14 protein-coding genes are annotated in these 14,489 nt (G+C 34.0%); 5 read left to right on the top strand and 9 right to left on the bottom strand.

What is annotated here, in order from left to right; translation table 11 throughout:
- Nucleotides 1–5: 5 nt before the first annotated feature.
- The 7 genes from AA089_RS10585 to AA089_RS10555 form a co-directional block, all read right to left on the bottom strand.
- A complete protein-coding gene (locus tag AA089_RS10585; protein ID WP_046756916.1) occupies nt 6–413 on the bottom strand; it encodes a hypothetical protein in 408 nt (135 codons plus the stop codon).
- Between the two features lie 11 nt (nt 414–424).
- Nucleotides 425–778, bottom strand: coding sequence for a hypothetical protein (locus tag AA089_RS10580; RefSeq protein ID WP_046756915.1), 354 nt, complete (start codon nt 776–778; stop codon nt 425–427).
- Nucleotides 779–782: 4 nt separating this feature from the next.
- The gene (locus tag AA089_RS10575; protein WP_046756914.1) at nt 783–1,673 is read right to left on the bottom strand and encodes an SAM-dependent methyltransferase; all 891 of its coding nucleotides are present in this window, start codon (nt 1,671–1,673) and stop codon (nt 783–785) included.
- Nucleotides 1,670–2,005, bottom strand: coding sequence for a hypothetical protein (locus AA089_RS10570; protein WP_046756913.1), 336 nt, complete (start codon nt 2,003–2,005; stop codon nt 1,670–1,672). Before AA089_RS10570 ends, AA089_RS10575 begins: the two co-directional genes overlap by 4 nt.
- A gap of 79 nt (nt 2,006–2,084) precedes the next feature.
- Complete coding sequence (locus tag AA089_RS10565) at nt 2,085–2,588, bottom strand: GbsR/MarR family transcriptional regulator (protein ID WP_046756912.1); 504 nt, start codon at nt 2,586–2,588, stop codon at nt 2,085–2,087.
- A gap of 70 nt (nt 2,589–2,658) precedes the next feature.
- Nucleotides 2,659–4,224: a hypothetical protein gene (locus AA089_RS10560; protein ID WP_046756911.1), complete on the bottom strand. Its 1,566-nt coding sequence runs from the start codon at nt 4,222–4,224 to the stop codon at nt 2,659–2,661.
- Nucleotides 4,225–4,254: 30 nt separating this feature from the next.
- Complete coding sequence (locus AA089_RS10555; RefSeq protein WP_046756910.1) at nt 4,255–6,288, bottom strand: M3 family metallopeptidase; 2,034 nt, start codon at nt 6,286–6,288, stop codon at nt 4,255–4,257.
- 167 nt (nt 6,289–6,455) lie between these two features.
- Between AA089_RS10555 and AA089_RS10550 the strand changes: the two genes are divergently transcribed.
- From AA089_RS10550 to AA089_RS10535, 4 genes are all read left to right on the top strand, one after another.
- Entirely contained in the window at nt 6,456–8,894 is a 2,439-nt protein-coding gene (locus AA089_RS10550; RefSeq protein WP_046756909.1) for a T9SS type A sorting domain-containing protein, read from the top strand.
- A 75-nt stretch (nt 8,895–8,969) separates the two neighbouring features.
- The gene (locus tag AA089_RS10545; RefSeq protein ID WP_082113250.1) at nt 8,970–9,728 is read left to right on the top strand and encodes a T9SS type A sorting domain-containing protein; all 759 of its coding nucleotides are present in this window, start codon (nt 8,970–8,972) and stop codon (nt 9,726–9,728) included.
- A gap of 684 nt (nt 9,729–10,412) precedes the next feature.
- Nucleotides 10,413–10,715: a ribosome hibernation-promoting factor, HPF/YfiA family gene (hpf, locus tag AA089_RS10540; RefSeq protein ID WP_046756907.1), complete on the top strand. Its 303-nt coding sequence runs from the start codon at nt 10,413–10,415 to the stop codon at nt 10,713–10,715.
- Nucleotides 10,716–10,761: 46 nt separating this feature from the next.
- Nucleotides 10,762–11,427: an SDR family oxidoreductase gene (locus AA089_RS10535; protein WP_046756906.1), complete on the top strand. Its 666-nt coding sequence runs from the start codon at nt 10,762–10,764 to the stop codon at nt 11,425–11,427.
- Between the two features lie 101 nt (nt 11,428–11,528).
- Here the strand turns inward: AA089_RS10535 and purE are convergent, their stop codons facing one another.
- Nucleotides 11,529–12,014, bottom strand: a complete 486-nt coding sequence (gene purE, locus AA089_RS10530) for a 5-(carboxyamino)imidazole ribonucleotide mutase (RefSeq protein ID WP_046756905.1) — start codon at nt 12,012–12,014, stop codon at nt 11,529–11,531.
- 1 nt (nt 12,015) lies between these two features.
- A complete protein-coding gene (locus tag AA089_RS10525) occupies nt 12,016–13,170 on the bottom strand; it encodes a 5-(carboxyamino)imidazole ribonucleotide synthase (protein ID WP_046756904.1) in 1,155 nt (384 codons plus the stop codon).
- Between the two features lie 175 nt (nt 13,171–13,345).
- Here AA089_RS10525 and AA089_RS24240 point away from each other — a divergent pair, with 175 nt between their 5' ends.
- Nucleotides 13,346–14,452 carry an adenylate kinase gene (locus tag AA089_RS24240; RefSeq protein WP_082113249.1) on the top strand — a complete coding sequence of 369 codons (1,107 nt, stop codon included), beginning with the start codon at nt 13,346–13,348 and terminating at the stop codon, nt 14,450–14,452.
- Nucleotides 14,453–14,489: the final 37 nt, after the last annotated feature.

Raw genomic sequence — 14,489 nt, 5'->3', positions numbered from 1 at the left:
TTTTATTAATTGAACTTTGTAAATTCTTCTGTAGTTACAGGTTTTTGAGAGCTTCTAGCTACTTTTCGTCCTCTAAGGAAAAAGAAAAGGTTTAAAAATAACATTATACCCAAATACACAGAAAATCCGCCTATTTTTATTCCCATTACTTCAATGAGACTTTGGTTGCTAATTGGATAATTTGAATTGTATCCGTAGACTTTCATGATGATTAATGCACAGCCAATATTGATTAAATAAAAGCCAACTTCAAATAATTTATTTGTAGCAATTGCAATGTTTTCTTGTCCTTTAAAAATATCAATCATGAAGCTTTTTCCACTTTCAAATAATTTTTTAGAGACAAATACTGTAAGTCCAATAACGATTGGAAGATAGATAAAATATGCGATGACAACCTTTGATGATTCCATAATAATGTGTGTTAGTTTATTGTTTGTTTTTTTCGATTTAAAAATTTGATCCAAAAAATATTATTGTAATGCATGAGCGCAAGTATTAAAATTGTGGTTCCTAATACGTTTGAAAGCGCATTAATCATTTCAAAACTTGTGGTTACGGTTTCCCAAAACGCAATAGTTATGGTGGCTGCACCCAAGTTAATGAGGTAATAACCGATTAATAATATTTTATTGAGACTTTCTACAATTTCAGTTTCATTACTTAATATAGTATACAGAAATACTTCTCCATTCTTGTAAAGTATCCAACCTACTTTTACCGTGATAAAAAATATAATTGGAATGTATAGTAAGTAACTAATGATGTTGAAATTCATACGATTACTTTTTAGCAGTGATGATATAATAGCCAAAGTTTGTGAGGCTTAAACTTGATAACAAAGCAAAGAATGAGCCTTTTAAATTTTTAATACTTTCAGGTTTTAGCGGTTCTTTTTTAAAGAGTTTCTTCAAGATGAAAGCACTGATCGTAAAAGGAACGTGTAATACAGAAGGCGCCACTCGGTACCAAATGTTTTGCACTTTTACATCTTTAAAACCTATACGTTCTAAATCTTCCTTCACACGATGTACATTACCTAAGTTTTCCAAACTCCAAGATTCGCATAAACCTTTGTAGGTATATTTTGCTAGCGGATTCATTTCCTTGAAATCTTTCTTCGTAAAGGCATCAGCAATTACAAACGTTGAATTTGGCTTGAGGATTCTATACGTTTCCTCCAACGCATCTTTGCTACAACCTGTATGGCACAAACTTTCAATTGCCATGGCTCCATCAAAAGAATTTGGTTTTAAAAATGTATTACGATAATCTCTATTTAAGATCGTTCCTCGATGGGTATTTAGTAATTCGTTTCCTTTTTCAACCTGAAATGGAGAAATCGTTAAACCTGTTACCGCAAGATTTGGATGATTTGAAATTCCATAGCGAATAGAAGCGCCCATTCCGCAACCTACATCTACAATATGTTTCTTTTTGTCCGTGATGTTCAAACGTTGAAATACTTCTTTATTCATTTCATTCAACATGCTATCACGTTTTAGAAGATTGGTTTTGAACGGAACAAAATAGCCAAAGTGCATGTTTAGATCGTGACTCCAAAAACGATAATCTTCAGTTGCTTCATTATAAAAATCAATGACTTGTTCTTTGTTTGAAGGCGATGTGTTGAATTCCTTTTTTAAATAGGAGAGAAGACATGGATTTTTCATAATACTTTCTTTTTAAGTTCGTAAACGATATACGTAAAATAGCTAGCAATAATCATAGGAATTACTGTCATGCAGATCATGGTAATGACATCATTTGAAGTTTCTGGGTTGGAGAATAGCACTAGAAGATAACAACTTGCTATTATTCCATAAATAAGTAAATGATCTTTTATTTTTTTAGAAAACTTATCATAATTGAAGAGTAATACAAGGAAAAATAGTACTTGAATTCCTCCTAATATTACTTGCATAAAAAGTCCAGGATAGAGCATTGAATATCCTATAATTGTTAATACTAAAACGATTTTGTTGGTGTAATAAATGAATTTCATAACTATTGTGTTTTTAAAACTTTCAGTAATTACTGAAACATAGATTGAAATAAAAAAGGAAAATGAATTCCTTTTATGGTTATTTTAAGAGTTTCATAAAGGTTTTTGTCAACCAGTTTGATTCTTGATTTACAACTCTATTCATGATTGAATCTGCCGTTGATGCCAAGTCATGAAGTGCTTTTGTTTGCCTTATGAACTCTTTTGTTTTTTCAGAGCCATCATCTTCAATACTGCTCACTTCTTTTAGCACTTTTAGTGTTGGCTGAATTTCTCTTCTGCTGCGTTCGCGTGCTATTTGTTTTGCCAGCTCGTTGATGTCTTTCTCTGACGCGAAGTACTCTTTACGTTCGCCAACCTTTGATGTTTTGTATACAATTCCCCAATCAATTAATTGGCGTAAGTTCATGCTCGTATTTCCTCTTGAAATGTGCAATTCTTCCATCACATCTTCCATAGATAATGGCTCAGGAGAGATAAAAAGTAACGCATGTATTTGTGCCATTGCTTTGTTAATTCCCCACAAGGTTCCTAACGATCCCCATGTTTGTATAAATTTATCTTTTGCTTCTTTGTAATTCATAGTACAAATGTATGAAAAGTTTTAAACTTTCAAAAATTATTGAAAGTTTATTTTAAATTTTTAGAAAATTTTACTTGATTTTGTACTTTAAATAGAAATAATCTAAAGCGTTTTCTAGGTAACATTCCTCAGCATTTTTAGCATATACAATGAATTCTGTATCCGAAATCCAATGAATAGAAAAATGATTTTCAAGATTATTATTTTTATCCAATTTGAAAGGATACGACCATGAATTTGGTTGCAAAGACGCATAATGTTGAAATGTTCCATCGTTCATTTGCTTGTTAATAACCATATACGTTTGTTGCATGCATTCAAACTCATGAAAAATGGCAACACTATATTTTTTAGTAGGCGAAATGTATGGATAACCACGAAATGTGTGCAAAGTGTCTCCCGTTTTTTTGCTTAAAATTCTATAGATATCATCCATAAAAAACATGTTTTCACTTACCATATATGTATCGGGAAAATCTTCATGGAATGATACATTGAAACTGCGCGTAGGATTGTATTCAGATTTATACGTTGAATCTTTTAGGATGAGTTTTTTGCCATTATCAAATGGTAATGTGAGTACTTTTCCTTTTTTATACGATGTTGTGTCCGTTGTTATAACGGTTGGTTTTTTTACGATTTTGGATTTGTATGTGTTGAACTGTACACGTGTAATTTCAAATAGTTCTCTAAGATCAATTGTTGCGTTTTCTTCCAATTCGGCAGTTCCCAATCGTATAAATTCGTAAGCATACGGAAACTCATCTTCTTTGTAATTTGAATTATTATTGAACAAAAAACCTGAAAACACATAGCCAATATTTGACGGTTCGATGTAAAAATCTTTTCCTTGTGTTATTTTTTTTGGATCGAGTATAATTCTGGCCTTTGGTGCTTTTATTGATTTTCCTTCATCCTGAATTGTAAGTGAATCTTTTGTGTAATCAATAATATACACAAGATTGCCATATTCCACTTTTCCAATCTGTTTTCCTTCTGCATCACGCACTAGCAAACCATTTTTTGCTTTTACAGTTCGTTTTGGCATTTCATGAAGATAACCTTTAAATTTTCCTAAATACCGATACTTTTTAAAGGTTACAGGCTTGTTGCTCTTTTCAATTGCTCCGCTTTCGCGAATGATAAATTCGTAAGCAGTATCATGTTTTGTATTTTCTACAAACAAAGAATTTCCATCCAAATAAGATATCATAACGGAACCGCCTTTTTGACCGTGATGATCTACAGGAATGTGACTGATTAAGTTGTAATTTGAATCAAAGGTTGCCAAATGTGTAGCACCAAAAGTAGCATTATCAGACATTCCAAAGACAAGCGTATTATAGCTGTTAGAAGGATTCAAGCTTGCCAACAATCGATACGCCAATGAGGAGTTGTAATCGCCAAAAATTTGTTGCAATTGTAACGCTTCAAATTCTTCTTTAGCGAGCAATTTTCCGTTGTTACGGTATTGCCAAAGACGAAACGGCTCTTTTATTGTGTATGTTTCAACAACGTCTACAAAACTGAAATTTGCAGCTACTTTCTCATCTTCAACAACAGGATTCGTATTTTTTGAGTCGGAAGTATTTTTACACCCAAAACATAGCAAAAGCAAAATAAAAAGGTAGCGCATACAACTATGTTTTAAGTGTTTTTATAAGATTTAATCCACTAATAAACCAGCACGTTTTAGCAAAGCATCAGGTTTTGGTGCTTCTCCACGGAAGCGTTTGTATAAAGTCATAGGATGTTCTGTGCCACCTTTAGACAATACATGTGTTGCAAATTTTGAAGCGATTTCTTTGCTGAAAATTCCGTTTTCTTTAAAATATTCAAACGCATCAGCATCTAATACTTCTGCCCATTTGTAACTGTAATATCCAGAAGAATAACCACCTTGAAATATGTGTGAAAAGGCAGTGCTCATTGCTGTTTTTGGATTTTCTGGGAACAATCTCGTGTTTTCAAAAGCGGCGCTTTCATGTGCTTTTACATCTGTAATTGCTGTCGGATCAATTCCGTGCCAACTCATATCGAGCAATCCGAAACTCAATTGACGCAATGTTGACATGCCTTCCAAAAAGGTTGCAGATGCTTTTATTTTTTCAATATATTCCATCGGAATCACTTCATCCGTTTCGTAATGTCTGGCAAAAATGGCTAACGCTTCCGCTTCGTAACACCAATTTTCTAATATTTGACTTGGCAATTCAACAAAATCCCAAAAAACAGAAGTTCCGCTTAAGCTTGGATAGGTTGTATTTGCTAACATTCCGTGTAATGCATGACCAAATTCGTGAAATAAGGTTGTGACTTCATTAAACGTCAATAAAGATGGTTTTGATTCGGTTGGTTTTGTAAAATTGCATACAATTGATACATGCGGACGTTCTACTTTTCCGTCTTTTCGTTGTTGAGATTTATAGGAAGTCATCCAAGCGCCATTTCGCTTTCCTTTTCGCGGATGAAAATCTGCATAAAATACAGAAACGAAGTTATCATTACCATCAAATACTTCATACGTTTTTACATCTTCATGATACGTATCAATGTCAAAAACTTGCTCAAAACGTAAATCGAATAGTTTATTAGCCACTGTAAATGCACCATCAATAACGTTTTCAAGTTTGAAATAAGGTTTTAGTTTTTCATCATCTAAGTTGAATAATTCTTGCTTTAACTTTTCAGAATAATACGAATTGTCCCAGCTTTGCAATTGCTCAATTCCATCTAGCTTTTTAGCAAAGTTTGCCAATTGTTTAAACTCACGTTCAGCAGCAGGTTTTGCCTTTTCTAGCAATTCATTTAAGAATGAAATTACTTTTTCAGGTGTTTCCGCCATCCGTTCTTCTAATACAAAATGTGCATGTGTTTCGTAGCCTAATAAATTGGCACGTTGATGGCGTAGTTTTGCAATTTCTAACACCGTTGCCTGATTGTCCAATTCGTCATTTTTAAAGCATTTTGAACCAAAAGCTGTTGCCATTTGTTGACGTAATTCTCTATTGTCGGCATACTTCATAAAAGGAATATAACTTGGATAATCGAGTGTGAAAATCCAACCTTCTTTATTTTCACTTTTCGCGATTGCTTTTGCAGCTTCTAGTGCGCCATTCGGAATTCCTGATACGTCTTTTTCTTCTGTAAGATGCAATTGAAACTTATTAGTTTCAGCCAATACATTTTCGCCAAAACTCAAGCTTAATTTGGAGAGTTTTTTATCAATTTCACGAAGTTGTTCTTTCTTATCTTCTGCTAAATTAGCGCCATTTCGAGAAAAACTCTTAAACTTTTTATCTAATAAAGTTTTTTGCTCTATTGTCAAATCTAAATCTTCTTTATGATCATGCACATATTTTACACGTTTAAAAAGCGCTTCGTTTAAGGTAATATCATTAGAAAACTCGGTTAATTTAGGAGAAACTTCTTGGGCTAATTTTTGAATTGTTTCGTTTGTTTCGGCAGAATTTAAATTGAAAAAAATACTCGTAATTCTGTCTAATTGTTGTCCTACATATTCTAACTTTTCAATCGTATTTTCAAAAGTAGGAATACTTTCGTTGTTGGTTATGGCATGTATTTCTTCTTTAGAGCGTGCAATTTCGGTATCAATTGCAGGCATATATTGACTTGTGTCAATTTTAGAAAATGGTGCTGTAGTATGTTTTGTAGGAAATATTCTCGTTAAAATGTTCATTTGATCGATCTTTAAGTTCGCTTTATCGAATTAGAATTTTTATCTTTGTAAGAAAATGGTATCTTATAGTACAAATTATATGTTTACTATAGTATATATCAGATGTATATCATTTTCAAAACCAAAGATAGAGAATTTGCGTATATATTGTAAAAATTGCCCTAATTATGAAGAAGTTTTTCCTATTATTAATTTTATTGATTACAAACCACTTAATAGCACAACCGCCAAATGAAGGTTATTACCTAGATGGCGTAGATGATTTTATAGAATTAAATGATTCAGACAACATCAATACAACGGTTGTAAATAATAGAACTATTGAAGGATATTTTAAAGTTGATGATGCTACCAACAGACAAATAATTTACAAAGAAGGTGGTGGTACTCGTGGAATTGTACTGTACGTTGAAAATGACTATGTGGTTGTTGGAGCTTACAACAGATCATCTGGTGATTATTCGCCACGTTGGAATGGAACATATTTTAGAGAACCTATTAGTGATGACACTTGGTATCATGTTGCATTGGTGTTTGATAATGTAGGCGTTCCTGTAAATGATCCTATAGCAGCTTCTGATAATACGAACTTAAAGTGGTATTTAGATGGAACTTTATTAGATTCAAGAGCAGGTTTCGAAGTTAGAGGTCACTCAGGAGATATCAATTTGGGACGATCTGATTCCAACATACGCTATCCAAACTGTGGTACATGGACATCTGGCGGAACTTCTGAATATTGTTTCAATACTAATTCGCAATCGAACAGTAACTATTACTTCGCAGGAAATATTTGGGGATTTAGAGTTTGGGATGATGTTCGTACAGCAACCGAAATAGACACTAACAAAGACATACTAATTACAACTGTTGGAACAGATAATTTGGTAGCCGCTTTAGATGGTGATACCATTTCTTATTTGGACGATAGTAATGCTACAGTAACAGATTCTGCAAGCAATAAAACCGTCATAACTTGGTCTGCAACCGCTGCTACAACAAGTTGGACAACGGGAAGTAATTGGGTTGGCGGAACTGCGCCTGATGCCACAAAGCTAGAATCAGTTGTGATTCAAAGCTCAACAAATTATCCTGTATTAACATCACATATTGAAGTTGGAGAACTTACTGTAAACGCATCCGCTTCCCTTACTGTAAATGCAGGTGGAACTTTAGATGTTGCATACGATATAACTAATAACGGAACAATTACGATAGAAGATGACGGTGCTTTGCTAGCTCGTGAAAATATTCCAGTAAAGGGAACAGGAAGTTATACTGTAAAACGTGATTCGCCAAACTATACAAACAGGTATTTTTATTCGTATTGGTCAACGCCAATTGATGAAGCGAGTAGCACAATTGCAACGATTTTTCCAAATGTTGGAGGATACAATTACTATTGGAATGCCTCTGCAACAAATGCAAGTTGGAGCAACAGTCATACAGACATGGAAGTTGGAAGAGGTTACGCGTTTAGAGCAAATCACTTTGATGTAGAAACTGCAACATTTACAGGAACGGTAAACAATGGTGATATTGTCGAAAATGTGTATTACACAGTAGATCCAAACTCTGGAGAATCTGGGTATAATATCATTGGAAATCCATATCCATCAGCAATTGACTGGGAAACGTTTCAAGCTGATAATTCAGATGAAATTCAAGGAACTGTATATTATTGGAGACAAACAGAAGCGCCAATTGGAGACAATTTAGCTTCTGATTATATAGAATACAATAGTACAGGTTCAAATCCGTTAGGTGCTGCCGATGGAAACATAGGAACAGCTCAAGGATTTGCAGTACAAGCCAAAAGTGGCACTAGTGGATCTGTTACTTTTAAAAATTCGCATAGAGTTGTAGCAAACAATACACAATTTTTTAGACCGAATAGTTCAGGAGCATTTACACCAGAAACAACAAACACAGGCAACAGTCAAACTGATGGAAGAATGTCTTTACGCATATTTGGAAATGGTGTTTACGCAACACAATTGTTAGGATTCATTCCGCAAGGAACGACTGGTTACGAAGAACGTTATGATGGTCCTTTTATCAACGAAGGTTCAAGCTTGGAGTTTTATTCATACATCGGAACGGATAAAATGTCCATTCAGGCATTACCAGAATTGACAACGGAAGATTTTGAAATTTCCTTAGGTTATCAAGTATTAGCAAGCGCAACCTATACTATTCAAATTGACGCTGAATATTTAGATCCGAATTTTGATATCATTTTAGAAGACAGATACAAAGGCATTTTTACAGATTTACGCCAAACTAGCTATTCGTTTACAACTACACCTACGGAAGAAAATGATCGTTTCTTTATTCATATACAATCAAGAACTACCTTAAGTGTCGATGAAATAGCTGAAGCTAATGAACAAACAACAGTATTCTTCAAAGGCGATGAATTACAAATTGTGACGAATCGTACAGATTTTGAGACTATTGAATTGTACGATATCGCTGGAAAACAGATTATACAGCGCGATTATGTCGAAACGACAGCAATTCCACAATTGGCAAAAGGTATTTACATCACAAAACTGACTACAACGGAAGGAATCACCGTGGTAAAGAAAATTTTAAAGCCTTAACAGTGAATATAATAGTGTAGTAATTGATATTTTGTTTATCATTGCAATAGATTGACGATCTAATCCTCCATACAAATGAAAACAAAATTATTGGTGCTACTCATGTGCCTGAGTTTTTCTCTTATGTCTTTTGGGCAAAATGAAGAAGATATACACAACTCAGAAGATAGCACAACTGACGGACGAATTTCTTTACGTTTGGCTGGTAATGGCAATTTTATGACAATTCTTCTAGGATTCATTCCAGAAGGAACAGTTAACTTTGATGATGGATTTGACAGTTACTTTATCAATGACGGTTCGGTGATTGAATTTTACTCGTTTCTGAATACTACACGACTTTCCATTCAGGCATTGCCCGAATTGACAAATACCGACATACAAGTGCCTTTAGGATATGAAATTACTTCTGACGGAACCTACACAATATCAATTGATGCCGAATTTTTAGATCCAACGTTTGATATCATTTTGGAAGACACATACCAAGGAACATTTACAGATTTACGCCAAACTCCGTATACATTTGCTGATGTTGTTGGAGAAACAAATGATCGTTTTTTTCTAAAATTTGACAGACGATCTGCTTTAAATGTAGAAGATCGTATACAAGATAAAAATGATTTGCAGGCATACTTTACGCATGATATGCTTCATATTCATACCAAACAAGGTCTTATCAAAACGGTTGCCTTGTATAATATATCGGGAAAACGTGTATTTATGAGCAACTTTCAAAATACAATACAGACTACAAACTTAGCGAACGGTGTATACGTTTTGCGTTGTACAAATTCTTCAGGTGCAACAATAATTAAGAAAATCGTTAAATAAAACGCTTCAAATTACACTTTATCGATTATTTGTGCATTTCATCGATTCACTACAGAAACAGAATTCGCTATTCTTCTAATTGTCAGGAAATCAAGAATTTTGTCCTGTTGATTTAGTAGAGATAGTTTTTTTCATAATTATACAATATATGTAACCTACTTGAAGCATGATACAATGTTGATAGCCCCTATTAACTGTATGTAATTAAAATGGATTGGTTGATGTAAAACCCTTTAAACAAAAGTTTAGAGGGTTTTTACTATTTGTAAGGTGCGTAAAATAAGTTGACATACATAAGAATACACTTTATCGAATAGTTATTGCATTTAATCGAGAAAACAGATTTAAGCTAGTTTCAAAACGAAGAATTATGTGCAATACAATACATTTGAATCATCATTACAAACTCATTTGTCCAAAAATGTTTTTGGGGTAAAAAATGATTAATAATATGGTAGGTTAGTTTTATTTTAAATGGTTTGTATGATATAAAAGTCGCTTTTCGGAGCGACTTTTTCTGTATATAATATTTCCGAATCCATTTCTTCAAGAAACATAATAGCAACACTAATTTCAAAAGAGTTCATGTTAAAATCATATGAGCTAAGGCATGTTCATCGTGAATTTTATCTTTGAATAATTGCCGTTAAAACCGCAATATAAACGAATCTTTAAAAAAAATATATGGACATAATTTTTGAATACCACGATGTAACCGCAAGTGAATCATTAGAAGCATTTGCACGAGAAAAAATAAACAAACTAGCCGAAAAATACCAAATGGTCATCAGAGCAGATGTGTTTTTCAAAACTGAAAATACAACTTCTGACCAAACAGGAATGATTTGTAATATTCGATTAAGTTTACCAGGACCACGATTATTTGCAGAAGCAAGTCACGATAACTTTAGAGATTCCATTTCAGAATCAATAAACGACTTGGAAAGACAACTTCGCAAACGAAAAGAAAAAATGATGAATCATTAAAAAAACAATCAGAAAAAGAAAAAACTAATAAAAAAGAAATTGAACTATGGAAAAGAGTAAAGAAAATATTTTAGTTGCAGGAGCAACTGGAGCTACAGGAAATAAAGTTGTTAACTTGTTAAAACAATCGCAATATTTCAATCCTGTTGCAATGGTGCGTAAAGAAGAACAAAGAGCACAATTTGAAAATAAAAACATTGATACAGTAATAGGCGACTTGGAAAGCGATCTTTCTCACGTTACGAAAAATATTGATAAAATAGTATTTGCCGCAGGATCAAACGGTAAAAAAGTAGTCGCTGTAGATCAGGAAGGCGCAAAACGATTGATTGATGCAGGAAAGAAAGAACGTGTAAACAAGTTTGTAATGTTGAGCTCTATGGGCGCAGATCAGCCGGAAAATGCTGGAGACATGCAAGCATACATGCAAGCCAAAGCAAATGCAGACGATTATTTACGAATTAGCACCTTAGATTATGCAATTGTTCGTCCAGGAACGTTGACAAATGACGCTGGGATAGGAAAAATAAAAATTGGAGATCAATTAGATCGTTCAGGAGAAATAAGTCGTGATGACGTTGCACAAACGTTGGTACGCTCTTTACATGATGATGTAGCTCGTAATAGAACTTTTGAACTTTTAAAAGGATCTTCTTTAATCGCTGATGAACTGAATAAAGTTGCCGTAAAAGATAAAGATATTATAGCTTAATTTTACCGACACATATGAACATATAAAAACCGCCAACAAGTCAAATTGTGGCGGTTTTTTTGTTAGTATATTTTGAATGCAAATGCTAAATACCTACTATTTTATTCAGACACTTTCTTTGCACCTTCGATTACTTTTTGTTTCAAACCTTCTTTGTATACCAAAATTTTATCCAACACACATTTGTCAGAAGTTCCGATGATTTGCGCGGCTAAAATTCCAGCATTCTTAGCGCCATCCAAGGCAACTGTTGCCACAGGAACGCCGCCAGGCATTTGTAAAATAGACAATACAGAATCCCAACCATCAATAGAATTTCTCGATTTTACAGGAACGCCAATCACAGGTAAGGGCGACAATGAAGCCACCATGCCAGGCAAATGCGCTGCGCCACCTGCTCCAGCAATCACAACGCTAATACCGCGTGTATGAGCATTTTTGCCATAATCAAATAACTTTTCAGGAGTTCGGTGTGCCGAAACAATATCTACTTCAATTTCAATATCAAAACCTTTCAAAATATCAATTGCTTCTTGCATTACAGGAAGATCACTTGTACTTCCCATAATAATTCCCACTTTTGCCATATTACTTACTAATTACGTTGATTGTTTGTTTTACTTCTTGGGCAACTTTTCGAGCTTCTGCAACAGCTGAATTTACAATAGTTACATGTCCCATTTTACGAAAAGGACGTGTTTGTTTCTTTCCATAAATATGTGGCGTTACACCTTCCAGTTGCATGATTTTTTCAATATTTTCATATACAACATCGCCTGTATGTCCTTCTGCGCCGACCAAATTTACCATAATTCCAGCTACTTTACTGTCTGTATTTCCTAATGGCAAATCTAAAATGGCACGAATATGTTGTTCAAACTGATCTGTATAACTTGCTTCAATACTGTAATGTCCGCTATTATGTGGTCTTGGTGCAACTTCATTCACTAAAATTTCATCATCTTGTGTTTGAAACAACTCTACCGCCAAAATTCCTGTATGTTGTAACGCTTCAGAAACGTGTAAGGCTACTTTTTTCGCTTTCGCTTGAATGTCCTCAGAAATTCTAGCTGGACAAATAACATATTCAACCTGATTTGCTTCTGGATGAAATTCCATTTCTACCACAGGATACGTTTTTACTTCGCCAGAAACACTTCGGGAAACAATCACCGCGAGTTCATTCTTAAAATCAACCAAGGTTTCACAGATGCATTCTACATTTGGTAACTTTTCCAAGTCTTCCATCGATCGGACTACTTTTACGCCGCTTCCATCATATCCAAACTGTGTGCTTTTCCACACAAATGGAATCGTAACTACTTCATTTTGAATTCCGTGCATCAATTCTTCTAACGACATATAAATAGAAAAAGGCGCCGTTGGAATTTTATGTTGTGTATAAAAAATCTTTTGAATTCCTTTATTCTGAATCGTTTGCAAGGTTTTGGCAGACGGATACACGTGTACGCCTTCGTCTTCAAGCTTTTGCAAAGCATCGGTATTAACGTGTTCTATTTCAAACGTAAGTACATCTACGTTTTTACCAAAATTATACACCGTGTCAAAATCCATCAAATCACCTTGATGAAAATCATTGCACGCTATTTTACAAGGCGCTTCCGCACTTGGATCAAGCACTTTGGTATAAATATCAAACTTTCGAGTTGTATACAGTAGCATTTTGCCTAATTGCCCGCCACCGAGGATTCCTAGCTTAAAATTGGAGGAAAAATAATTCATGTATTTCAGATTTTAAACAAAAGTACAAATCTAAAATGGTAAAAGTAAACTCGTTAAACGTTATTCATAAATCAATTTGTATCTTTGCACCTTTCAAAATGATAAAAAGTATCATAAATCATGATATTTCAACGGATAAAAATAGTTTTATCTTAAAAAAAAGCGCCTAGAAAACGTGATTAAACTACACGATAAATATTTCAAAAAATTCATAACTGAAGCTGAAATTCAGGAAGCTGTCGCTAGAATGGCGTCAGAAGTGGCAAATGACCTTAAAGATGAGGAACCAATTTTCATTGGAATTTTGAATGGTGTGTTTATGTTTTTCTCAGATTTTATGAAAGCATATCCATTTCCATGTGAAATGAGCTTTATGAAACTTTCATCGTATCACGGAACAACTTCTACAGGCGAGATTAAAGAACTCATTGGTTTATCTCAAAATATTGAAGGAAGAACCGTTGTGGTTCTAGAAGACATCATTGATACGGGGAATACTTTAGAAGAATTACACAACATATTTAAGGCAAAAAAAGTAAAACAGTTCAAAATAGGAACCTTATTCTTTAAGCCTGAAGCGTACACAAAACAATACAACATCGATTATATCGGAATAGAAATTTCGAACAAGTTCATCGTCGGTTACGGACTAGACTATGATGAATTGGGAAGAAACTTACCCGAAGTTTATCAATTACATACACACAACATGATTAATTTAATTTTATTCGGAAAGCCTGGCGCTGGAAAAGGAACACAAGCAAACTTCTTAAAAGAAAAGTACAATTTGGTACACATTTCTACAGGAGACGTATTTAGATACAACATCAAAAATGGAACAGAATTAGGGCTTTTGGCGAAGTCATATATGGATCAAGGCGATTTAGTGCCTGATGAAGTTACCATTAATATGTTACAAGCAGAAGTAGAGAAAAATCCAGAAGCACAAGGTTTTATTTTTGATGGTTTCCCAAGAACTACAGCGCAATCGGAAGCTTTAGACAATTTCTTAACGTCGAAAGACATGACAATTTCTGCAACGATTGCCTTAGAAGCTGATGACGAAATCTTAATTCAACGTTTACTAGAACGTGGAAAAGAAAGTGGACGTGTGGACGATCAGGATGAAAGTAAAATTAGAAACCGTTTTGAAGAATACAATCAAAAAACGGCGCCATTAATTGATTACTACAAAGCACAAAATAAATTTTACAGCGTAAATGGAATCGGAACTATTGAAGAAATTACAGTTCGATTAAGCGATGTAATAGACCAATTATAATAAAAAAGGAAACCGCGTCTCACAATATAAAAAGAAG

Origin of the sequence: Kordia jejudonensis, from assembly GCF_001005315.1 — a bacterium.
GTDB classification, from domain to species: Bacteria; Bacteroidota; Bacteroidia; order Flavobacteriales; family Flavobacteriaceae; genus Kordia; species Kordia jejudonensis.
This window is presented reverse-complemented; position numbering and strand designations above follow the sequence as displayed.

Coding starts and splice junctions, on each gene's coding strand:
- AA089_RS10585 (WP_046756916.1), bottom strand. CDS start 413: ATGGAATCATCAAAGGTTGTCATCGCATATTTTATCTATCTTCCAATC.
- AA089_RS10580 (WP_046756915.1), bottom strand. CDS start 778: ATGAATTTCAACATCATTAGTTACTTACTATACATTCCAATTATATTT.
- AA089_RS10575 (WP_046756914.1), bottom strand. CDS start 1,673: ATGAAAAATCCATGTCTTCTCTCCTATTTAAAAAAGGAATTCAACACA.
- AA089_RS10570 (WP_046756913.1), bottom strand. CDS start 2,005: ATGAAATTCATTTATTACACCAACAAAATCGTTTTAGTATTAACAATT.
- AA089_RS10565 (WP_046756912.1), bottom strand. CDS start 2,588: ATGAATTACAAAGAAGCAAAAGATAAATTTATACAAACATGGGGATCG.
- AA089_RS10560 (WP_046756911.1), bottom strand. CDS start 4,224: ATGCGCTACCTTTTTATTTTGCTTTTGCTATGTTTTGGGTGTAAAAAT.
- AA089_RS10555 (WP_046756910.1), bottom strand. CDS start 6,288: ATGAACATTTTAACGAGAATATTTCCTACAAAACATACTACAGCACCA.
- AA089_RS10550 (WP_046756909.1), top strand. CDS start 6,456: ATGAAGAAGTTTTTCCTATTATTAATTTTATTGATTACAAACCACTTA.
- AA089_RS10545 (WP_082113250.1), top strand. CDS start 8,970: ATGAAAACAAAATTATTGGTGCTACTCATGTGCCTGAGTTTTTCTCTT.
- hpf (WP_046756907.1), top strand. CDS start 10,413: ATGGACATAATTTTTGAATACCACGATGTAACCGCAAGTGAATCATTA.
- AA089_RS10535 (WP_046756906.1), top strand. CDS start 10,762: ATGGAAAAGAGTAAAGAAAATATTTTAGTTGCAGGAGCAACTGGAGCT.
- purE (WP_046756905.1), bottom strand. CDS start 12,014: ATGGCAAAAGTGGGAATTATTATGGGAAGTACAAGTGATCTTCCTGTA.
- AA089_RS10525 (WP_046756904.1), bottom strand. CDS start 13,170: ATGAATTATTTTTCCTCCAATTTTAAGCTAGGAATCCTCGGTGGCGGG.